Genomic DNA, 21189 nt, shown 5'->3' on the forward strand with positions numbered 1-21189 from the left:
TGGCGATGCGGTGAAACAGCAGGCGCACGGCGTCGGACGCGGTGAGGCCCATTGCCGCCAGCGCTTCGGTCGCTTTGGCCTTCAGCTCGTTGTCCAGCCGGACGTGGAGCATGGAACTGGGGGCATTCATAGCGCGCTCCTGTATCTCATTTGAGATATCTAATCAGAACGCCGCAATGAGTCAACAATCGGGCCAAAAGCAAGAATGACCGAACCAATCGCCCCCGCCAAATCGTGTTGTCCTACACGCCCGCACCCTGTCATGGTCGCCACGAAGCTCTTTGACATGGGTAGCGAAATGCGAAGCAGGGCAAGTGTCACTTTGTCCGTCTTTGCAGATAACTCGTTGGTCTAAAATATTTAAATGGGAGGATAGAAAGTTGACACAGTGTCAACTCTGTCAACTTTCTTGAGCGGCGTTTGCAGGAAAGGCACGAGAACAGCCGAGGCCGTGAACGCACGGCACACAACCCCCTCCCCATTTTTGGCAGGTGAGTGCGCGCGCCATCTCCCGCACATCCCTTTGGTGCGCGAGGAGCGCCCGGCAGGACTCCAGAGCATGGCTGAACCTTTTTTTGAGCATCCCTACCTCACCGGGCATCATGCCCCGATCCGGTTTGAGGCGGATGCGCCCGATCTGATTATCGAGGGCAAGATCCCGGACGATCTGGCGGGCATCTTTTATCGCAACGGGCCGGATCCGCTCTATCCGCCGCGCGAGGGGGATTATCACTGGTTCGATGGCGACGGCATGGTTTTCGCGTTCGAGATTGCCAATGGCCGAGTGGCGATGCGCAATCGCTGGGTGAAGACCGACAAGTTCCTGCTCGAAAAGGCGGCGGGCAAGCGCCTGTTCGGCATTTTCGGCAATCCGATGACCAGCGACCCCAGCGTGCAGGGCAAGCGTTACAACACCGGCAACACCAATATCATTCTGCATGGCGGGCAATTGCTGGCGCTGATGGAAGGCGCGCCGCCGGTGGCGCTGGACCCGCGCGGGCTCGAGACTTTGGGGGAGCAGCAGTATGGCGGGCTCGTCACCTCCTCGTTCTCGGCGCATCCCAAGATCGATTACCTGACGGGCGAGATGTTCAACACCGGCGCGGCGATCCATGGGATGATGGGCGCGGCGGAGATGCGCTATGACATCGTGCGGGCGGACGGGACGATCCGCAAGACCGAGATCATCCCGATGCCGCACTTCAGCCTGATGCACACTTTCCTGCTCACCGAAAACTGGGCGATCTTTCCGTTCATACCGATCGACACCGACTTGAAGCGCTTTGCGGCGGGCGGGCCGATGACGGCGTGGGTGAACAACCGCCCGACCAAGCTGGCGATCATGCCGCGCGAGGGAACGGCGGCGGATGTGCAGTGGTTCGAGTATGAACCGCGCCACATGTTTCACGAGCTCAATGTGTGGGAGGAGGACGGCAAAATCATCGCCGATGTCGCCGCCGCTAATGGCACTGCGCTGTTCCCCGATGAGACTGGCGCGCGGCGCACGCACGGCGATACGCAGCAGAGCTTGCGCCGCTGGACGATCGATCCGGCTGGAAACACCAGCTCGATCAAGGAAGAAACGCTCAACGGCCGCGACATTCAGTTTCCCCGGCCCGATGACCGGCTGATGACGCGCAAGAGCCGCCAAAGCTTCGCCAACATCAACCTCCAATCGCGCGATGGGCGCGTCGGCGGGATGGACGCGGTGCTGCGTTTCGACACCCAGACGGGCGAGGAGGACATCTGGCACTTCGGCGCAGGCGCGGCTGCCGGCGAGCTGGTTTTTGCGCCGCGCCTTGGCGGCACCGAGGAGGCGGATGGCTATGCCATGACGCTGGTCCACCCGGCGAACAGTGCGCATAGCGAACTGGCGATCTTTGCCGCGAAGGACATCGCGGCTGGCCCCATCGCGCGGGTGCTGCTCCCGTTCCGCGTGCCCAGCGGTTTCCACTGCAACTTTTATTCCGCCGACAACCGGTTCTACACGCAGGCGATCACGAACTGATTTCCGGTTTGGGGAGTTCGGTGAGCGCCAGCGCGCGTGCATCCTCGGCTTGCCGAAGGGGACCGCGCAATTTGCTAGGCTGCTGAGGTCCGCTCCAGCAGGATCACAGGCCCGGTCCCTTCGTCGTGCGCGCCATAGCGCACGAAGCCAAGCTTGGCCGCGACCTTGAACGAGGGGAGGTTGGGCTGGTCGATCATGCAGGTAATCCGGCGGGGGCCGTGTTCGCGATCGAACCAGGCGAGCGCGGCCCTTGCGGCTTCGGTAGCGATGCCTTTGCCCCAGGCCTTTTCGGCGAAGATCCAGCCGATCTCGGGCGTATCCGCCATGCCTTTGCCGAAGCTGCGCCAGGAGTGGAACACGCCGCATAGGCCAAGCATGTCATCGCTTTTGCGAGCGCGGACGATGAAGGTGCCGTAGCCATAGAGGAACCACGATCCGGCATTGCGGCACAGGCGGTTGAATTCTTCGGTCGCGTTGGTCGGGTGGCCACCAAGGTAACGGCGCACCGCGGTGGAGGCCATCAGCTCCATGAGCGCAGCATGATCGGCAGCGACTGGTGGGGCCATGTCGAGCCGCTCGGTCTGGATCAGCGGCGCGATCAGAGCCATAGATCCAACGCATGAATGGCGACGCCCACCAGGCCGCCAACGATCGTGCCGTTCATGCGGATGAACTGCAGGTCGCGCCCGACCGCGCCTTCGATCCGGTCGGTCACGGTGCGCGCATCCCAGCGGCGCACGGTTTCGGAGACCAGCCGCACGATCTGCCCGCCATAGCGCGTGGCAACGCCCACCAGCGTGCGGCGGGCGAAGCGGTTAACCAGGACCTGAAGGCGGGCATCATGCTGCAACGCACGGCCAAGCTCGGCCAGCGAGGCACCGATCTGGCCGGAAAGCGCCCCGCCGGGCGCGCGTACCGCTCCCAGCAGCCGCGCGCGGCCGCGCTCCCACAGCGCATCGAGCCAATTGCCGAATGCGGGATTGGCGAGCACCTCCTGCTTCATCCGCTCCACCCGGGCGTGCATCGCAGGATCGTGGACGAGATCGTGCGCCAGTTGCTCAAGGCCTTCCTCGATCTTGCGGCGCAGCGGGTGATCGGGGATGATCACGGTTTCGGCGAGCAGCTTGTAGAGCCCATCGAGAACCCCGCTGGCCAGGCGTTCGTCGAGCCCGGTCCAGCGCAGCAAAGTATTGGCGCGCTCATGGATCATGGCGCGCACCAGATCCTCGTTGGCCTCAAGCGTCTGCGCGGCGCGGCGCAGAAGGCTCTCAATGAGCGGCATGTGCCGCCCATCGCGGATCATCGCCCCGAGCAACTGGCCCAGCAGCGGCGCAAGCTCGAGCTTCTCGATCTGCTGGCGCAGGGCCGACTTGGCGAGTCCGCCCAGCTTCTCCTGATCGAGCGAGGCCAGGACATCGGCAAGCAGGCTGGTCGCGCCATCGCGCATCCGGCTGTCCTTGCCGCGGGGATCACCAAGGAACTTGCCGATCGCGCTCGCGGCATTGAGCGATTGCAGCCGCCGCGCAACCACCGGAGCGGTCAGGAAATTGGCCTGGAGGAACGCCGCCATGCTATCGGCGATGCGGTCCTTGTTCTCAGGAACGATCGCGGTGTGCGGGATCGGTAGCCCGAGCGGATGGCGAAACAGCGCAGTTACCGCGAACCAATCCGCCAGCCCGCCGACCATCGCAGCTTCCGCAAAGGCACGCACAAAGCCCCAGGCCGGGTGCGCGCTTTCGGACTGGCGCGCGACGATAAAAAGCACCGCCATGAACAGCAAGAGACCCGTTGCCGCCATCCGCATCCGGCGCGCGCGGTCTTCGGGCGGGGCGGCCCGGCGCGAGCGGTGGATGGCTCTGCTCACTCCGCCGGGAAAGCCGCGCCCGCTTGATCAGCACGCGATTCTGCGGGATCATACGACAACAAGCGCCGCGCCAGCCATGGCCCGATCCGCTTCTCGAGCCCGTCTGCCAAGCTGAAGCCAGCAGGCACGATCAGCAAGGTGAGCAAAGTCGACAAAGTCAGCCCGCCGATCACCACGATGCTGGTAGGCGTCCGCCAGCCACCATTGCTGCCGATGGACAGCGCGGTGGGGATCATCCCCGCGATCATGGCAACAGAGGTCATGACAATCGGCTGAGCGCGTTTATGCCCGGCCTCGATGATCGCCGAGAGCTTGTCCGTGCCCGTCGCCATTTCCTCGATCGCGAAATCGATCAGAAGGATCGAGTTCTTTGCGACAATCCCGAACAGCATCAGGACGCCGATGAACACCGGCATCGAGAGCGAATATCCGGTAGCCAGAATCAGCAGAAATCCACCAAGCGGCGCGAGGAAAAGCGAGCCCATGTTGACCAACGGCGAGACAAAGCGGTGATAAAGGAGCACCAGCACCGAGAACACGAGCAGCACGCCAGCCGCTAGCGCTATGATGAAATTGTTGATCATCTCGGCTTGCCAACGCTCCTCGCCAGCAGCAGCGTTCGAGACCCCCTGCGGCAAGTTCTTGAGGATCGGAAGGTCTTGCACCACCTTCATCGCCGTGCCTTTAGCCACGTCTGGCGCTAGATCGGCCCCCACAAAGACGCGGCGGCTTTGATTATAACGCTGGATCGAAGTTGGACCCGATCCGAACCCGATCGTGGCGACCCGCGACAATGGCACCGATCCGCCGGTGGCAGTTGGCACGGGCAGGTTCTCGATGGTCGAAAGGTCGCGCCGCGAATCCACCGGCAGCTTCACACGGATCGGCACTTGCCTGTCCGAAAGCGAAAACTTGGCGCTATTCTGATCGATTTCGCCTTGCGTTGCGATGCGGATGGCTTGGCTGAGTTCCTGCGTGGTCACACCCAGCGACGCGGCAAGCTCGAAATGCGGGGTGATCACGATCTCGGGGCGGCGCAGATCGGCGCTGATGCGGGGCGCCACGAGTTCGGGGCGGGCACTCATCTGTTCGATGAGCGTCTGTGCGGTCCTTTGCAACAGCTCAGGATCAGAACCCGAGAGCATGACGCTGATCGGCCGGCCCGATCCGCCGCCAGGTCCGCCGCCGTTGCCATCAAGGAAGCTGACCCGGGCGTCCGCCACTGTCTGGAGACGCGGCGTCATGGCGCGCTCGAACTCGATGCTCGAACGTGGGCGGTCTTTCTTGAGCGAGATAAACACCCGCCCGTTGCCCTCGTTGATCCGCTCCAGCGCTACATCAACTTCCGGCTCATCCTTAATGAGCGCAATAACTTCGTCGATCTTGCGCTCGGTCTGCGCGAGCGTTGTGCCCGGAACCATTTCCACTGAAATGCGGCTGAACTCGTTGTCGGTGTCCGGAAAGAATTGCACCGGAGTGATCATGACGAGGGCAACGGTCAGAGCCAGCGCGCCAATGCCAACGCCCATCATCCACAACCGATGATCGAGCAAGCGCGCGCGAAGCCAGCGGCGGGGATACTTGGCCCGGTAGGCAGCGGCCTTGCTCACACTGAGCGACCATTGCAGAACCTTCATGTAGCGGTCCATCATAGGACCGGCGCCATGCGCGGCTTGCCCATGCGGCTTCAAGAAGTAAGCGGCAACCATCGGCGTAATCATGCGCGCAACGAGCAGCGAGAACATGACCGCCACGACCACAGTGAGGCCAAAGTTCTTAAAGAATTGTCCTGAAACGCCGGGCATCAGCGCCACTGGGAGGAACACGGCGACGATAGAGAAGGTCGTTGCCACAACAGCGAGACCAATCTCGTCAGCGGCATCAATCGAGGCCTGATAGGCCGATTTACCCATGCGCATGTGGCGCACGATATTCTCGATCTCGACAATCGCATCATCGACAAGAACTCCAGCGACAAGGCCAAGCGCGAGGAGGGACATCTGATTGAGCGTAAACCCGAGCAGCGACATCGCCCAGAATGTGGGGATGGCCGACAAGGGAATGGCGATCGCCGAGACGATCGTGGCTCGCCAATCGCGCAGGAAGAAAAACACCACGATCACCGCGAGCACGGCCCCTTCGACCATCGCAGCCATCGAGGTATTATATTGATCCTTGATTTCGCCGACAGCAGAAAAGAGCCGGGTGAAGCGTACTTTGCCGCCTTGCTCTTTCTCCAGCGCCTTCAACTCCTCGAGCGTGCTGTCATAAACGCTCACATCAGATTCGCCGCGCGCGCGCGAAATGCTGAAGGTCACCACTTGTTTGCCATTGAACTTGGCGATGGAGGTGATTTCGCTGAAACCGTCGCGTACATCCGCAACATCGGACAGCTTGATGCGGCGGCCCGAGGGCAGCCCGATTTCCGCTTGCGACAAAGCAAAAGCGGAAGCGGCATTGCCAAGCACGCGCACAGCCTGCCGGGATCCGGCAACTTCTGCACGCCCGCCAGCGGTATTGAGATTGGTTTGCCGCAGCGCCGCATTAACTTGGGCAGCAGTCACACCTTGAGCCCTCATCCGCAGCGGATCGAGGGTAACGGCGATTTCCCGATTCACCCCGCCGCTGCGCTCCACATCGGCCATGCCCGGAACAGCCAGCAAACGCTTGCGCACCGTATCGTCGATAAACCACGAGAGCTGCTCGATCGTCATATCATCGGCGGAGACCGCAAAATATCCGATCGGATCGGATGAAGTTTCGGCCTTGAAGACTTGCGGCTCCAGAATACCGTCCGGGAGGTCGCTGCGGATCTGATCGATCTGATTCTTGACCTCGTTCACTGCCTCGCTGATGTCGCTGCCAATTTTGAACGTGACCAGCGTTTCGCTGGAACCCTCCGACGCGGTCGAACTGACAGTATCGACCCCGGCGATCGACCGAACCGCCGATTCAACGCGCTGGGTAATCTGGTTTTCGATCTCGGTTGGCGCGGCGCCAGGTTGGCTGATCGTAACGATCACCAGCGGAAATTCGATATCGGGCTGATCCTGAACCTTCATCGCAAGGAATGCGACAATCCCGGCTACGGTAAGGCCGAGGAAAATGACAATGGGAACGACCGGATTGCGGATCGACCAAGCAGAAAGGTTACGAAAACCCATAAAATCTCTTCCCGCTCATGAGCCCTGAGGCGATGCTGCGCTCGCTTGTTTTACCAAGACGGGACGGACCGAATCGCCAGCATTGAGGAATCCGCCGGCTCGCATCACGACCCGTTCGTCGCCGCTGAGCCCTTGAGAGACGACGATCCCTTGCGCAGTAACCTCCCCGAGCTTGACCGCACGCCGTTCAACCTTGTTTTTGGCAACAACCACAAAAACAAACGATCCATTCCGATCTGACAGGATTGCCGATTCGGGAAGGACGGGGGCCAGAACAGAGCCACTGCTGATTTTCGCGCTGGCAAAGCCGCCGGGGCGCAATGCAGGACTGTAAGCAAGCGCAATGCGCGCCATCCCTTCACGCGTCTGAGCATCGATGGTGGGGGCAAGTTGCCAGATTTGCCCGGTATAGGATTGCGCGGTCCCTACCGGCAAAACTTCAGCCGGTACCCCCACCGAGAGCCGCGCCAGATCGCTTTCGCCGAGGCGTGCCTGCATCTCAAGTTCGCCGTCACGCGCGATCCGGAACAGTACCCCTGAACCAGGACCGACGATCTGCCCTGGTTCAACACCGCGCGAGAGCACCAATCCGGCGGCTGGAGCGACGATGTCGAGCCTTGCAGTGCTTGCCCGAATCTGTTCGAGCGTCGCGGTGGCCACCCGCACTTGGGCCACTTCGGCATCGCGTGTGGCGGTGAGGCGGTCGATGTCTGCTTTGGAGATGAAGCCTTTCTCAACCAGCTTCACCGCGCGATCAAGATTGGACTGGGCAAGCCGGGCATTGGCGCGCTGCACTTCAATGTTTGCAGCCTGCCCGGCGATCTGCTGCGCCTGCACAGCACGGTCAACGACAGCGAGCACTTGACCGGCACGCACCCAATCTCCGGCATCGACCAGCACGCGCACAACCCGGCCGCCATCGCCGGCAGCACCCACCGGCATTTCACGCCGCGCAGCCAGCGTGCCGCTCGTCTCGATGGTGCCTTGAACGGTGACCCGCCCTGGCTGGATCACGCTGACGGTTTGGGCCTGCGCGCCCTTTGCCGCGTCCGCCTTGGCGCCTGTCGGGCTGCCCTGCGTGAAATACCAAACAGCGCCAAGCACCATGACGATAAGTGCAAGGATCGCCGCTACAGCCCGCCGGCGACCATCCGGCCCGGGCGAATGCGCATCCTGCGTCAAGGAAACTTCAAAGGGCGCTGCCTCGCTCGGTTGAATGCTCGTCTCATAGTTCATGTCGTTCACCAGCCTTGATCGCGAGCGGGTCGCATAGCCAACGCAAACCGGATAATCCGACTGCTCACAAGGGGTGTATTACCCGACTACATCACCCACCGCAAGCATGAGGGTAGGCCGCTTGGGAAGATTTTGTTAGGCTAATAGACGCCGACGTGGCGAGTTGCAATTGCGGCGCGGGCAGGAACTTATGGGACTCTCCGGGGCGTCCGCGGTGAGGTGGCCAGATTGGATCAGCCATGCGCATGCCATCTTGTCAGCCTCCGGCTGAGTCTCCCTGAGGTTTGCGGCAAGCGCAACGCAGCAACGGCCGGCTTGCACGCAAGACGGCCGCTTGATCTGCTAATGCGGGTAGCGGCGCAACCGCTGGCCCGCCTTCAATACTTGAGTTGGCGCTCGTAGAGATCGCGGTAATGCTGAATACGGGTCACCCGCAATCCTTGCATGCCAGAGCGATCAACCGCGCGCTGCCACGATGCGAACTCTTCAAGCGTGAGGCAATAACGCTCGCACACTTCGTCGATGGTCAACAGGCCGCCATTCACCGCCGCAACAACTTCGGCTTTGCGCCGGACGACCCAGCGCGTGGTTCCTGGTGGCGGCAAATTATCGACCGTCAACGGTTCACCGAGCGGTCCGATTACTTGCGCTGGCTTGATTTTCTGGTTCTCGATCATGGCAGTTCTCGTCGGGTCAGCACGCGATCGGCAACATCGCCGGGGGCCTTTGCTTGCCCACTATCCATGCAACAATCGCCTTTGCCATTGACTGAAGAGATTGGGTTAACGGCGCTTTCATCATCGCTGAGTGGTTGTAACATCATGATAGCAGACGGATAATGGAAACTGCCGCCAGACAAACCGTCTGGGCGGGCAACGTCCGCGCCATAGTCTTTGCCGAGCACCCGGCGTGCCGCTTGCGCCGCCAAAAGCCGGGCACACAGGTCGCTCCAGCCAAGCGGCCGGAGTGCATTGTCCGAATCGCGCGCGCCGAACGGGTGTGAATCAATGAAGCCCATATCCATGACACGGTCTCTACCCCGCAGGGATATAAAGGTCCGTAAACCTCGCCTTCACCAAGAGTTAGGCATTGCATCTATTTAGCAAGCTGGGGCTGGCCCAGATTGGCGCTGCAGTTTGCTGACGATTATGCCTATAACCACGCTATGACATCCACCACGCACCAAGGCTACGCGACGTTCGCGGACGCGCAAGATTTGTTCGGCCTTGGCAAGGAGCCCGGGCCGAAGCGAATCGTCGTGGCCATGTCGGGCGGGGTGGATAGTTCGGTGGTTGCAGGGCTCGCAGCGGCGAGCGGAGCCGAAGTGATCGGCATTACCTTGCAGCTTTACGATTATGGAGCCGCAACCGGCCGCAAGGGCGCCTGCTGCGCCGGCGATGATATCCGCGATGCGCGCATGGTCGCCGATCGGCTGGGTATTGCACATTATGTGCTCGACCATGAAACGCGGTTTCGCGAGGATGTGGTTGACCGTTTTGCCGATGATTATCTTGCCGGCCGAACCCCCATCCCCTGCATCCGGTGCAACATGGGCCCAAAATTCACCGATCTGCTGGCCATGGCGCGCGAACTTGGGGCGGACTGCCTTGCGACGGGGCATTATGTGCGCCGGATCGAGGGCGAAGCAGGGCCAGAACTTCATCGCGCCTGTGATCCGGCGCGCGACCAGTCCTATTTCCTATTCGGAACGACCGAAGCTCAGCTGGCATTTCTGCGCTTTCCGCTGGGCGGGATGCCAAAGCCGGACGTACGGCGGCTGGCCGCCGAACTGGGGCTTGCCGTCGCCACAAAGCCAGATAGTCAGGACATCTGCTTCGTGCCCGATGGGGACTATGCGCGGGTGATCGAGAAGGTCCGGCCTGAAGGTGCGGCACCGGGCGAGATTGTCCATGCCACGACCGGTGCGGTGCTTGGCCATCATCAGGGCGTGATGCATTTCACCGTGGGCCAAAGGCGCGGGCTTGAGATCGGTGGTTTGCCGGAGCCGCTCTATGTTACCGCGCTCGATGCGCCAAACCGGCGCGTGCTGGTTGGCCCGCGCGCCATGCTGGCAGTGGGCCGGGCGATCCTGGCCGAAACCAATCGGATCGGACCGACGCCGCCGGACGCTCCGATCACTGCAAAAGTGCGATCCCTGGCAAAGCCGGTGCCGGTCGTGCTGGAGGGATTGCTGGGCGAGGGCGGGGCCTCAGCGATCCGTTTTCTGGCGCCCGAATACGGCGTCTCTCCCGGCCAGGCGGCGGTGCTGTATGCGGGCGAACGTGTGATTGGCGGCGGCTGGATTGCACGCACCGAAGGCTGGTCTGCATGATCCAGCGCCGATCAAGGCACGGTCATCGATCCGACCATGGCTCCAACACGCATCCCCAGCCCTCGCGATAGGTGGCGGTTTGCGCCGCAAGCAGAGGAAACCGCGCAGTAACGCTCTTGGTTGCTCGATCTTCTGACAAAGTGATCAGATCCATGCCGGCTTCGAAGTCTTTGCGGCAATCGCTCAGTGAACGGCCACCCGCGAACCGGCATGAGCATGCGACGCGCGCTCCATAAGATGCGCCAGTGATGGCATAACCTTGCAACGGCGTGGCGAAATAGGTGGCTAGTGCTGCGAGCAAAGCCACCACGAGCAATAACCAGGGCCAGCGCGCGCGCCGCGGACGCGCGCCGCGTGCTGAGGATCTAAGCGAAGTAGGCGAGTTTGCCATTGCTCTATCGACCCCTAATGATGAAAGGGTGCACTCTGATGGCCCGCCTCCTTCTCTCTCTTATCGCCCCGTTAGCGCTCGTGCCAGCCCTGTTCGGTTGCAGCACGGCGAGCGCTCCATCGGCGGCTCAGCGATCAGCAGACAGCGCGCTTGCCGCGGTGGCCCAAGACCCTAGCGTTCCGCGCGAGGCGCTGGCCAGCGCGATTGATGCGCTCTTCACCGATGCCGCCGCAAACGAAACACGTGCGGTGATCGTAATGCAAGGCGGGCGGGTGATCGCCGAACGCTACGCCCCTGGCTACCACGAGAACACCCGCTTCATCAGCTGGTCGATGGCCAAATCGGTGACCGGTGTAATGATCGGCATGCTGGTCTCCGATGGCCGTTTGCGGCTGGCCGAAGCGGCGCCGATTCCGGCGTGGCAGCGCCCCGGCGATCCGCGCGGCGAAATCACGCTCAAGCAATTGCTGCAAATGCGCTCGGGGCTGCGCCACCGGGAAGCGTTCAGCCCGCCCTACGAATCCGATGAAGTGCGCATGCTGTTTCTGGATGGGCGCGCCGATATGGCGCGCTATGCAGAGGATCAACCGCTGCAGTTCGAACCGGGCTCCAAATGGGTCTATTCGAGCTCGACCAGCGTGATCCTCTCCGATCTCGCCGCGCGAACTCTGGCGGCCTCACCTGATCCCGAAAGCCGCAGGCATGCTGTGGCCGACTATTTGCGGACGCGTTTGTTTGAGCCAGCCGGCATGCGGTCGATGATCCCCGAATTCGACGCCGCCGGCACCCAGATTGGCGGCAGCCTGATGCACGGGACCGCGCGAGATTGGGCCAGATTCGGCGAGCTATTGCGCAACAAAGGCGCCGTGGCGGGCGCGCAACTGGTGCCCCGCCAATGGATCGATTTCATGACATCTCCTTCTCCGCGCGAAGCGCAGTATGGAGCGCACCTTTGGCTCAACCGCGCGCCAACTGCTGGGGAGCCAGCGCTGTTTCCAGATCGCGGGCCACGTGACCTTTTTGCGTGCCTTGGCCACCTTGGACAATTCGTGATCGTTGCGCCAAACCAGCGGCTGGTGGTGGTTCGACTCGGGAAAACTCCCGAGGATGAGCTTCAAGGCGTTACCAAGCGCTTGGCCGATCTCGTCGCTCTCTTTCGCTAGCTGGGGCTGCCCTGGGCCATCAAAGCAGGGCTTTCTCCGTTCGGCCCGCGCGCGAGCAAATCTTCCGCCCCCATCGACGCCTCATCGACCAGGCCCTCTGGATCCGGGTGGATGAGGATTTCGATGCCTGGGAATGCAACGAGAAGCTTGTCTTCGATCTCATCCATCACCCGGTGCGCCTCATTGACCGTCATCCGCCCATCGACCCAGACATGGAACTGGACGAAATCGCGGTTCCCGCTTGTTCGCGTGCGCAAATCGTGCAGCCCTCTAAGCTCCGGATGTTGCGCAACCACTTCGAGAAATCGCTCGCGCTTCTCGATCGCCCATTCCTGATCCATCAATTGTTCGATCGCAGCCTGCGACGCAGCCCAAGCGCCCCACCCAAGCCAGATCGCTATTGCAAACGCCAGCGCCGCATCGGCCCCTGCAATCCCAGCCCAGTGATCCATCGCCAGCGCCGCGATAACCGCAAGATTGAGCATGACGTCCGATTTATAGTGAACATTGTCCGTGGTAATCGCCAGGCTGCCGGTGCGCCGGATCACCGAGCGCTGATAGATCAACAAAACGAGCGTCGCGGCAATGGCAATCACCGAAACGGCTACGCCGTCTCCGGCTCCTTGCGGTCGCTCCCCGCCCAAAAGCTGGCTAATAGCCTGAAGGGCAAGTCCGAACGCAGATAGCAAAATGAGCACGACCTGAAACATTGCCGTTAGCGCCTCAGCCTTGCCATGGCCGAAACGATGGTTGTGATCATCTGGCTGTGCGGCGAACCACACGCCAAAGAGTGTCACAAGGCTGGCAATCAGATCGAGCCCGGTATCGGCAAGGCTGCCCAGCATCGCAGCAGAGCCGGTCGAGAGCACCGCCCAGACTTTCAACACCAAAAGCAGGCTTGCAACCGCAATACTGGCAAGCGCGGCCTGGCGATTGAGCTTCGCGCCTAATTCTGCGCTTATCATGTCCACGTCGCGCGCTTTACGGGTAAAGCAAGCCGCTCGTCCAGCCATTCACGCCATCGGCCACAAAGCGCCGACGCTCGTGCAGGCGAAACTCCTGATCCTGCCAGAATTCGATTGCCGCCAGCCGAACCCGGTAACCGGACCAATGTGACGGGCGCTGCACATCGCCATCGGGATAAGCCGCCCGCATCGAAGCAACCCGGTCAAGATAGACTTGGCGCGAAGGGAGCGGACGCGATTGATCCGAGGCAGCGGACCCCAAACGCGATTCAGGATGACGACTGGCAAAATAAGCATCGGCCTCGGCGGGCGTAACCTCGGTAATCGGACCCTCGATGCGCACCTGCCGGCGCAGGCTTTTCCAATGAAACAAAAGCGCGACATGCGGATTTGCAGCCAGTTCACCGCCTTTGCGACTTTGGAAATTGGTGTAAAATACGAAGCCGTCGGAGCCATGGCCCTTCAGCAACACCATTCGAACCGAAGGCAAACCCTGCGGCGTGGCAGTCGCTAAAGCCATCGCGTTGGGATCATTGGGCTCATTTGCCCGTGCCTCAGCGAACCACGCTTCGAAAATGGCTAAGGGATCAGTGTCAGGGATCGCATCGCGCAGAGAGTTCATTGGCCATTCCTTGCGCCGGTTTCCGTCGGTATTCAGGAGGGGCAGTCGCTAGCCAACCCCCATTGCAAATTAGTTTTCCTTAGTTTGCGATAGCCGATTGCGGAGCCACCGGAAAGCGAGCCTTGCGGGCAGCGCCATGCGCTCCTAGCTATGCGACTATGGCTGATCCTTATGCAAGACTGGGCGTGGCGCGCGGCGCGAGCGAGAAAGAGATCAAGGCTGCCTATCGCACGTTGGCCAAAGAGCTCCATCCAGATCGCAACACATCCAACCCGAAAGCCGCCGAACGATTTTCGGAGATAACGCAGGCCTACGATCTGCTTTCTGACAAGGAAAAGCGCGCGCAATTTGATCGAGGCGAGATCGACGGTGACGGCAATCCAGCCGCCGCATTTGGGTTTGGCGGCGGCGCCGGCAGCTATCGGCGCGAAGGCTTCGACGGCACGGGGCGCAGCGGCAGCGAGGGCATCGATCTCGGGGATATGTTCGAGGGCCTGTTTGGTGGGCGAGCTGGCGGGATGGGCAACGGCGCGCGGCGGGGCCCGCCGCCCAAAGGTGCCAACATCACCTATCGGCTGCAGGTCTCGTTTACCGATGCAGCTCTGCGCGAAAACCAGCGGATCACGCTGGCTGATGGAAAAACGATCGACCTTAAGCTTCCACCCGGCGTGCTTGATGGCCAGCAAGTGCGCCTTGGCGGCAAAGGTGAGCCAGGCCCTGGCGGCTTTGGCGATGCCATCGTGATCATCGAGATCGCCCCGCATCCTTACTTCGTGCGGGAAGGCGACAACATCCGGCTCGATCTGCCCATCAGCCTTGATGAAGCAATCGGCGGTGCTCAGATCAAGGTGCCCACTGTCGGCGGACCGGTGATGCTCAGTGTTGCGCCGGGCAGCACCAGCGGAAAGACACTGCGCCTTAAAGGCCGCGGATTCGTTCGCAAGAATGGCGAACAAGGCGATCAATTGGTTACTCTGCAAGTTTCAATTCCAGCCGACGATGCCGATCTGCGCGCGCGGCTGGAAGGATGGCGCGATCCGCGCCGCCTGCGTGCCAATCTGGAAAGCTGACACGGTGGAGATAGGCCAGCGCACTGCCCATGAGCAAGCAGCCGATGCGCTACCAATTTTTGAAGTGCCAGATTTTTCCCCGGAAGCGCGGCGCAAAGCGGCACTGCACGAAGCACTAAGTGTCGAAGTTGCAGGCACGGCTGGCCCGCGATTTCAAACGAGCACGACGGCATACCCGATGAAGATCGCGCGGCGGGTTTGGTTCGGGGTTATCAATGACGGGACGATCCATGCCGGCAATTTTGCCTATATGGTGCTGGTCGCCCTTTTCCCGTTCTTCATCACCGGCGCCGCGTTGTTCTCGTTACTCGGCGAGCCGAGCCAGAGTGTGGCAGCGGTGAACGCAGTCCTGCTGGCGCTGCCGCCAGTTGTGGCCGATGGGTTTGGGCCAATCGCGCACGGGGTGGTGGCCGCGCGCACAGGCTCGCTCTTGTGGATTGGGGGGATCGTCGGCCTTTGGACCGTCGGCAGTTTGATCGAAACCATCCGCGAGATCCTCCGCCGGGCATATGGAACACCGTGGACACAAGGCTTCTGGCGGCACCGGCTGATCTCGACCGGTCTGACCATTGCCGCGGTTGTTTTGATCCTGATCGCGATCACGGCTGATTTCGCAATCGGTGCGGCGCAGGCGGTGATTGTCGCTTGGTTACCGCAGTTCGAGACCTGGTTGATCGGTCTTTCGCTGAGCCGGTTCGTTCCGGCGGCGGCATTCTTCGGCTCGCTTTGGCTGCTGTTCATTTCATTGACGCCGGGCGCATATCGCGCCAAGCGCTATCCCAAGTGGCCCGGAGCGTTGCTGGTCACTGGTTGGTGGCTGCTGGTGACAACCATGCTGCCCAAGCTGCTTAGCAATCTTTTTGCCTATGACCTGACCTACGGCAGTTTGGCCGGGGTGATGATCGCACTTTTCTTTTTCTGGCTGGTGGGTTTAGGAGTTGTTGTCGGCGCTGAATTCAATGCCGCACTTGCCGAATGTCCCGAAGAGCAGGCCATCATGTCAGAGGCATCCTGACACCCATAAGGCTTTACCATAGAGCAGGTTTACGAGGTTTCATGACTGGATTGATGGAAGGAAAGCGCGGCCTGATCATGGGCCTCGCCAATGATAAATCGCTCGCTTGGGGGATCGCGCGCAAGCTGCATGAGCACGGCGCAGCGCTCGCATTTTCCTATCAGGGAGAAGCGCTTGAGAAACGCGTTCGCCCGCTTGCCGCCAGTCTGGGCAGCGACTTTCTGATTGAATGCGATGTTTCCGACGGTGCCGCGCTCGACGCAGCCTTCGCTGCGCTGGCTGCGCGTTGGCCGACGATCGACTTTATCGTCCACGCAGTTGGTTTTTCCGACAAGAACGAGCTGCGCGGCAAATACATGGACACCAGCCTGTCCAACTTCCTCATGACTATGAACATTTCGGCCTACAGCCTCGTCGCGGTCACCCAGCGCGCGGCGGCGATGATGCCGATGAACGAAGACGGCAGCGGCGGCGGCACAATCGTGACGCTGACATATTACGGCGCGGAGAAGGTAATTCCGCATTACAACGTGATGGGGGTTGCCAAAGCGGCACTGGAGGCCAGCGTGCGCTATCTCGCCAACGATTGCGGCCCCATGGGTATTCGCGTGAACGCGATTTCCGCCGGGCCCATCAAAACCTTGGCCGCAAGCGGAATCGGCGATTTCCGTTACATCCTCAAGTGGAACGAGTCTAACGCGCCGCTGCGCCGCAATGTTACCATCGACGACGTCGGCGGGGCCGGGCTCTATTTGCTGTCCGACCTTTCATCGGGGGTAACCGGCGAAGTCCACCACGTTGATGCGGGATATCACACGGTGGGCATGAAACAGGAAGATGCGCCGGACATTGCATTGAGTTGAGGCGTTTGGGAGCCGCCAAGCGCGTCCGGGTCACAAGGCCCGCCTTTCATCGCACCTTGTCGGCCAAAATCACCACCAAGACCCCGCACCGAGACCCGGGCCCATCCCAACCCGGCATGGTCCCCGCGCCGCCGATCGGTCTGGCCTCGCTCAATCCTGCGGCGGGGCCGCGATGGAGCCCTGCGAAGGGGAGACGGACGGCTGCGCCGCAGCGGTCTCAGCCGCGCGCTCCTTGGCCAACTTTGCCTCATAGGCTTTTTCCAGCACTTCGACGCGGGCTTGCTCGGCTGCTGTATCAGCGTCGATAGATTGCATGCGCTTGGCCCGCTCTTCCTCGATCAGCTTACCAAACTGAACGTCGCTGGATTGCTTCTTCTCGGCGTATGCGCGGTTGACCAGTTTCATGACGCAGCCGGATGCCCCGCTTGCGCCCACCGGCGAACAGGAATTGACCCCTGCCGCACCGACCGTTTCGTAAGCTTTGACCCGCTCGTTCCAGCTTTGATTGGCCGCCGAATTCGGGTCCTCGCGCAAAAGTGCTGGAATGCGAAAGCGTTCCGCTTCGTCCTTGCGCGCGCACACGGTGATTGAGCCATCGGACGATGCGGGACAGGGATCCTCGCCATAGATGATGAGCTGATTGATTCTCTCGCCGGACGGTTGCTCTGATCCGTCCTGCGCCGCGCCAAGTTGCGGGACCAACAATACCAAAACGCCCGTCAGTGCGGCGACAATCATGGGGCGCTTCATCGGAGTTCTCCAGTTCGGGCTTTTCCAAGCCTATAAGCGCCATCATGCTTGAATGGTAGCTGAAGAGTCACCGCCCCATCCGCGGCCGCTTCGGCACAGTTCAGCCTGGTCAAATCCGCTTGGATAGCGCGATCGCGGCGCGACAGCCGAGCTGGATCGCGCCAAACAGAAACGGATAACCCGGCGCGCGCTCTGCCCCAGATGCGAATGCAGTGTCCCGGTGGGCGCGTTCATCATCGCGGAACTCGCGGATCATAGCGCTCAGTTCAGGATCATCCTCGCCCAGTTCTTCAAGCTGCTCAGTATAATGGCGGTCGATCTCGGTTTCGACCGCAGCCGTGCAGGCCATGACAGCTTCGGGACCGATCAGCGCGGTGGCAGCGCCCAGCGCAAATCCGGCCGCCGACCAAAGCGGTTGAAGCGCAGTTGGGCGAACGCGGCGCTGCGCCAACAAGGCGTTAAAGCGTTCGCAATGCAGCTTTTCGGATTCGGCCATGGCCAAGATTTCGTTTGCGCCCGGTGCCCGATCGCCCATCACTGTCAATTGACCGGCATAAATGCGCGTCGCGCCAAATTCGCCAGCCTGATTGACGCGGAGCATGGATGCTTCTCGATTGCTCATGGTAGCGTCCTGTTCTTGCCTCGGCCAACCAACACCAGCACCACTACAACGCTGGCTATTGAGATTACAAAATTGAAGCCCGCCATGCTAATGCCCAAGAGGGCCCACGGCGCGGTATCGCAGCGTACCAACGGCGCATTCATGATCGCGGCGAGCGGGTCGCTGCCCAGTTCGCTCGATGAGCAGGCCGTAAGCCCTTCCCACCAGCCATATTCGACCCCGGCATGAAACGCGCCGATCAAGCCGCTCGTGCCGATGGCGAGCGCGGCCATCACGATCAGCAGAGTGCCGGAGGGCGCTTTCCTTAGCGCCAGTGCCAGCAGCGCCGCCGCGATCGCAACAATATGCGGGTATCGCTGCCACCAGCAAAGTTCACACGGCGGCAGGCCAAACCAGAATTGCGCGATCAGCGCGCCTGTCATCAACCCGATGGGTATCAGTAGTGCGATCAGAAGAGCCATATTCCTTGAAGAGGTCATTGCGTTATCGCTTTCGCAGCGCCAACGCCGAAGGTGCCGTCCGGCGCAGGGTCTGCAATGCATAGTAGAGCTGAAAGTCTTTGATCTTCAGAGCTTTGAGCTCCTCGGTGGTCATTTTGAACCGCGGATCCTCGATTTTGTCCTTCTCCAAATCCTTATCATCTTTGATCTCATTGATCAGATGACCCCGTAAATCACTCTCGCGATAGGAGCGCAGCGCACGTTTGCGCAAGTCTGTGTCAGAAATCTGGGGCACCGCGATGTCAGGATCGATGCCGCCTTCTTGGACGGACCGACCCGAAGGCGTGTAATACCGCGCAGTGGTCAATTTGAGCGCAGTATCTCGCGTCAACGGGATCAGGGTTTGCACGCTGCCCTTGCCAAAGCTGCGCTGGCCCATGATCACGGCGCGGTGCTGATCCTGCAGCGCGCCAGCCACAATCTCGGACGCTGAGGCCGAACCCTCATCAATCAGCACAATCATCGGAACGCCTTTGGCGATGTCGCCAATTGTAACTTGCTCGGCACTGTAGGTGTCATTGTCACGCGGATAGCGACCGCGTTGCGAGACAATGACGCCCTTGTCGAGAAACAGATCGGATAGCGCAACAGCCTCGTCCAGCAAGCCGCCTGGATTGCTGCGCAGATCCAGCACCAAACCACCAGGGCGGTTTCCGGTTTTTGCCTTTATGGCCTTCCAAGCGGCTGACACGTCGCTTCCGACATTTGCGCTGAAGCTGGAAACGGAAATTACGCCGAGGTTGCCCTCAATCTTCGATTCGACCGGTTTAAGGTCTATGATCTGACGCATGATCGTTACGTCAAATGGATCATCGCGCCCTGTACGAAAAACTGTGAGGCGGATTTGCGTGCCCGGTGCGCCGCGCATGCGCTGAACCGAATCGTCAAGCGATGCGCCATAAATCAGCTTGCCATCAAGGTGCGTGATGAAATCGCCCGCCTTCATCCCAGCGAGATCGGCTGGGCTACCTTTGGTTGGCGCAATAACTTTTACAGCACCATCGTCGAGCGTGACCGACAAGCCAAGACCGCCGTAATTGCCATCGGTCTGTGCGCGCAGGTTCTCGAAATCACGCGTATCAAGGTAGGAACTGTGAGGATCAAGCGAAGCGAGCATGCCATCAATCGCGCCCTTGATCAGTTTGTCGTCATCGACCGGCTCGACATAAGCAGTCTTGATCCTTTCATAAATTCCAACCAGCTTTCCAAATTTTGGACCGGATCTGGCGTCCACCGCCGCCAGCCCTGCCGTTGCCGCCGGGATCAGCGCGACGGCGCTGACCAGCGCCGCTGCGCGAAAGACGGATGCGACCTGTTTCGCCATGATTATCTTTCAAATCGAATAATGGAACTCAGACTGTCTATATTGACTGCATCATTAACGCCAGATGCTGCCGGGGCAATCATCCGGGCAACAGCGATAACGGATTGACCGCAGCGCCATCTTTGCGCAGTTCGACCGACATGATCGGCCGACCAGGTCCGGCAAGGCCAAGGGGCGAACCCTGCACCACGCGGGCACCAACTTCAACGTCGAGCCGGCCCATGTTGGTGATGAGCGATGACCAGCCTTCGTCATGCTCTATAATGACAATCCGGCCGTAGCCGCGATAAGCGCTTGCGAAAGCAATACGGCCTGCCGCTGGTGCAATAACTTGGGCGGTGGATGAGGGAGCAAACGTGATTCCTTTTGCAGTGCCGCCACCCGTTGCAGCGCCGAACCCTGTCACAACGCGCCCGCTGACCGGCAATATCCAGGTGAAGGCCGCCGGCGCTCCGGACGCTTCGATGGCGCGCTCCAATGCCAGCATCGCGCCTGGACGCGAGGGCCGCGCCACTGGACCAGGCAACGCGGCCAACTGCGCGCGCAGACTGGCATCTTCCCGTAAGCGAGCCATGAGCGCGGAGAGATCGCGGGTTTCTTCAGCCAATCCTATAACGCGGTCTCCCTCGCGGCTCGCCGACCCGCGTGCGCTTCGCGATTCGATCCGCTGACGACTTTCGATCATTGCGAGTTCATTGCGCCTTGCCAAAAGGTCTACTTCGCTTGCGCGCAATTGCGCCTGCGCAGCGCGAGCGCGGTCCTGAAGTTGCCGACCGCGCAGTATCTGTGATCGCAAGCCTGAAATGCTGCGGCGAACCTGGGGAACCATCGTTTCCAGCACGGCGCGCAGATACACAGTGTCGCGCAAAGAATCCGCACGCATCAAGCTGAAAACTAGCGGGCGGCGCGAGATCATCTGGAGCGCTGCCGTCAAGCGCACCACCGGCTCCTGCCGCGCGGCGATCGCAGTGCGCAGCGCGCCCCGCTGGCGTTCAATTTCAGCGACGCGCGCCTCCGCCAGTTGAATTTCGGCCTCCGACTGCTGAATCCGCGCCGCAACAGCCGCCGCCATGCTGGCGGTCCGGTCTGCCGCCGCAGAAGCGCGGCGGGCCTCTGCATCCAATCGGTCACCGCGACCGCGCGCTTCAATCAGCGCACGTTGCGTTTGACGCAAGACATCGGCAGCCTCGGCTGCGCTCTCAAAGGGTGCATCTTGAGCTAGCACAGGAGGAAGAGCCAGCCAGAACACAAGCCCTGCCGCAACGAACGTCAGGCCCAGCAGGCAAGAGCGCAGCATCAT

Annotated in this window: 20 protein-coding genes; 6 read left to right on the plus strand and 14 right to left on the minus strand. The window is 61.1% G+C overall.

Features of this window, described 5'->3' with window-relative positions:
* Nucleotides 1-130 (minus strand): type II toxin-antitoxin system RelB/DinJ family antitoxin (locus Q0O40_RS05600; protein ID WP_367183719.1); only part of this gene is annotated, 130 nt, incomplete at its 3' end.
* Nucleotides 131-559: 429 nt separating this feature from the next.
* Between Q0O40_RS05600 and Q0O40_RS05605 the strand changes: the two genes are divergently transcribed.
* The gene (locus Q0O40_RS05605) at nucleotides 560-2008 is read left to right on the plus strand and encodes a carotenoid oxygenase family protein (RefSeq protein WP_295527291.1); all 1449 of its coding nucleotides are present in this window, start codon (nucleotides 560-562) and stop codon (nucleotides 2006-2008) included.
* 74 nt (nucleotides 2009-2082) lie between these two features.
* Here Q0O40_RS05605 and Q0O40_RS05610 read toward each other — a convergent pair whose 3' ends face one another.
* From Q0O40_RS05610 to Q0O40_RS05635, 6 genes are all read right to left on the minus strand, one after another.
* On the minus strand, nucleotides 2083-2616 hold the full coding sequence (locus Q0O40_RS05610) for a GNAT family N-acetyltransferase (RefSeq protein ID WP_295527294.1): 534 nt from the start codon (nucleotides 2614-2616) through the stop codon (nucleotides 2083-2085).
* Entirely contained in the window at nucleotides 2607-3812 is a 1206-nt protein-coding gene (locus Q0O40_RS05615; protein WP_295527367.1) for a DUF445 domain-containing protein, read from the minus strand. The genes Q0O40_RS05610 and Q0O40_RS05615 overlap by 10 nt, the downstream gene beginning before the upstream one ends.
* Nucleotides 3813-3868: 56 nt before the next feature.
* The gene (locus Q0O40_RS05620) at nucleotides 3869-7036 is read right to left on the minus strand and encodes an efflux RND transporter permease subunit (RefSeq protein ID WP_295527297.1); all 3168 of its coding nucleotides are present in this window, start codon (nucleotides 7034-7036) and stop codon (nucleotides 3869-3871) included.
* 15 nt (nucleotides 7037-7051) lie between these two features.
* Nucleotides 7052-8272, minus strand: coding sequence for an efflux RND transporter periplasmic adaptor subunit (locus Q0O40_RS05625; RefSeq protein ID WP_295527370.1), 1221 nt, complete (start codon nucleotides 8270-8272; stop codon nucleotides 7052-7054).
* A 377-nt stretch (nucleotides 8273-8649) separates the two neighbouring features.
* Entirely contained in the window at nucleotides 8650-8949 is a 300-nt protein-coding gene (locus Q0O40_RS05630) for a DUF1153 domain-containing protein (RefSeq protein WP_295527300.1), read from the minus strand.
* On the minus strand, nucleotides 8946-9296 hold the full coding sequence (locus tag Q0O40_RS05635) for a hypothetical protein (RefSeq protein WP_295527303.1): 351 nt from the start codon (nucleotides 9294-9296) through the stop codon (nucleotides 8946-8948). The genes Q0O40_RS05630 and Q0O40_RS05635 overlap by 4 nt, the downstream gene beginning before the upstream one ends.
* Nucleotides 9297-9437: 141 nt before the next feature.
* Here Q0O40_RS05635 and mnmA point away from each other — a divergent pair, with 141 nt between their 5' ends.
* Both mnmA and Q0O40_RS05650 read left to right on the plus strand, forming a co-directional pair.
* Complete coding sequence (gene mnmA, locus Q0O40_RS05640; protein ID WP_295527305.1) at nucleotides 9438-10604, plus strand: tRNA 2-thiouridine(34) synthase MnmA; 1167 nt, start codon at nucleotides 9438-9440, stop codon at nucleotides 10602-10604.
* 429 nt (nucleotides 10605-11033) lie between these two features.
* Nucleotides 11034-12158 (plus strand): serine hydrolase, encoded by a 1125-nt coding sequence (locus Q0O40_RS05650; protein WP_295527311.1) that lies wholly within the window; start codon nucleotides 11034-11036, stop codon nucleotides 12156-12158.
* Here Q0O40_RS05650 and Q0O40_RS05655 read toward each other — a convergent pair.
* Together Q0O40_RS05655 and pdxH are read right to left on the minus strand one after the other, a co-directional pair.
* Nucleotides 12155-13123, minus strand: coding sequence for a cation diffusion facilitator family transporter (locus Q0O40_RS05655; RefSeq protein WP_295527372.1), 969 nt, complete (start codon nucleotides 13121-13123; stop codon nucleotides 12155-12157). The genes Q0O40_RS05650 and Q0O40_RS05655 overlap by 4 nt on opposite strands.
* A 16-nt stretch (nucleotides 13124-13139) precedes the next feature.
* A complete protein-coding gene (gene pdxH, locus Q0O40_RS05660) occupies nucleotides 13140-13745 on the minus strand; it encodes a pyridoxamine 5'-phosphate oxidase (protein ID WP_295527313.1) in 606 nt (201 codons plus the stop codon).
* A gap of 158 nt (nucleotides 13746-13903) precedes the next feature.
* Here pdxH and Q0O40_RS05665 point away from each other — a divergent pair, with 158 nt between their 5' ends.
* Genes Q0O40_RS05665 through fabI form a run of 3 tightly spaced genes read left to right on the plus strand, consistent with a single transcriptional unit; the run spans nucleotide 13904 to nucleotide 16693 of the window.
* Nucleotides 13904-14815, plus strand: a complete 912-nt coding sequence (locus Q0O40_RS05665; RefSeq protein ID WP_295527315.1) for a DnaJ C-terminal domain-containing protein — start codon at nucleotides 13904-13906, stop codon at nucleotides 14813-14815.
* Nucleotides 14745-15830 carry a YihY/virulence factor BrkB family protein gene (locus tag Q0O40_RS05670; protein WP_367183720.1) on the plus strand — a complete coding sequence of 362 codons (1086 nt, stop codon included), beginning with the start codon at nucleotides 14745-14747 and terminating at the stop codon, nucleotides 15828-15830. Before Q0O40_RS05665 ends, Q0O40_RS05670 begins: the two co-directional genes overlap by 71 nt.
* A gap of 41 nt (nucleotides 15831-15871) precedes the next feature.
* Complete coding sequence (gene fabI, locus Q0O40_RS05675; RefSeq protein WP_295527318.1) at nucleotides 15872-16693, plus strand: enoyl-ACP reductase FabI; 822 nt, start codon at nucleotides 15872-15874, stop codon at nucleotides 16691-16693.
* A 150-nt stretch (nucleotides 16694-16843) separates the two neighbouring features.
* On the opposite strand, the gene Q0O40_RS05680 is transcribed toward fabI, so the two are convergent.
* From Q0O40_RS05680 to Q0O40_RS05700, 5 genes are all read right to left on the minus strand, one after another.
* Nucleotides 16844-17443: a hypothetical protein gene (locus Q0O40_RS05680; protein WP_295527320.1), complete on the minus strand. Its 600-nt coding sequence runs from the start codon at nucleotides 17441-17443 to the stop codon at nucleotides 16844-16846.
* A 109-nt stretch (nucleotides 17444-17552) separates the two neighbouring features.
* Complete coding sequence (locus Q0O40_RS05685; RefSeq protein WP_295527322.1) at nucleotides 17553-18065, minus strand: demethoxyubiquinone hydroxylase family protein; 513 nt, start codon at nucleotides 18063-18065, stop codon at nucleotides 17553-17555.
* The gene (locus Q0O40_RS05690; RefSeq protein ID WP_295527324.1) at nucleotides 18062-18526 is read right to left on the minus strand and encodes a disulfide bond formation protein B; all 465 of its coding nucleotides are present in this window, start codon (nucleotides 18524-18526) and stop codon (nucleotides 18062-18064) included. Before Q0O40_RS05690 ends, Q0O40_RS05685 begins: the two co-directional genes overlap by 4 nt.
* A gap of 22 nt (nucleotides 18527-18548) precedes the next feature.
* Nucleotides 18549-19889 (minus strand): S41 family peptidase, encoded by a 1341-nt coding sequence (locus Q0O40_RS05695; RefSeq protein ID WP_295527327.1) that lies wholly within the window; start codon nucleotides 19887-19889, stop codon nucleotides 18549-18551.
* Between the two features lie 79 nt (nucleotides 19890-19968).
* Nucleotides 19969-21189, minus strand: coding sequence for a peptidoglycan DD-metalloendopeptidase family protein (locus Q0O40_RS05700; RefSeq protein ID WP_295527329.1), 1221 nt, complete (start codon nucleotides 21187-21189; stop codon nucleotides 19969-19971).

This window comes from Novosphingobium sp. Chol11 (assembly GCF_945870625.1).
In the GTDB taxonomy this organism is placed as follows: domain Bacteria; phylum Pseudomonadota; class Alphaproteobacteria; order Sphingomonadales; family Sphingomonadaceae; genus Novosphingobium.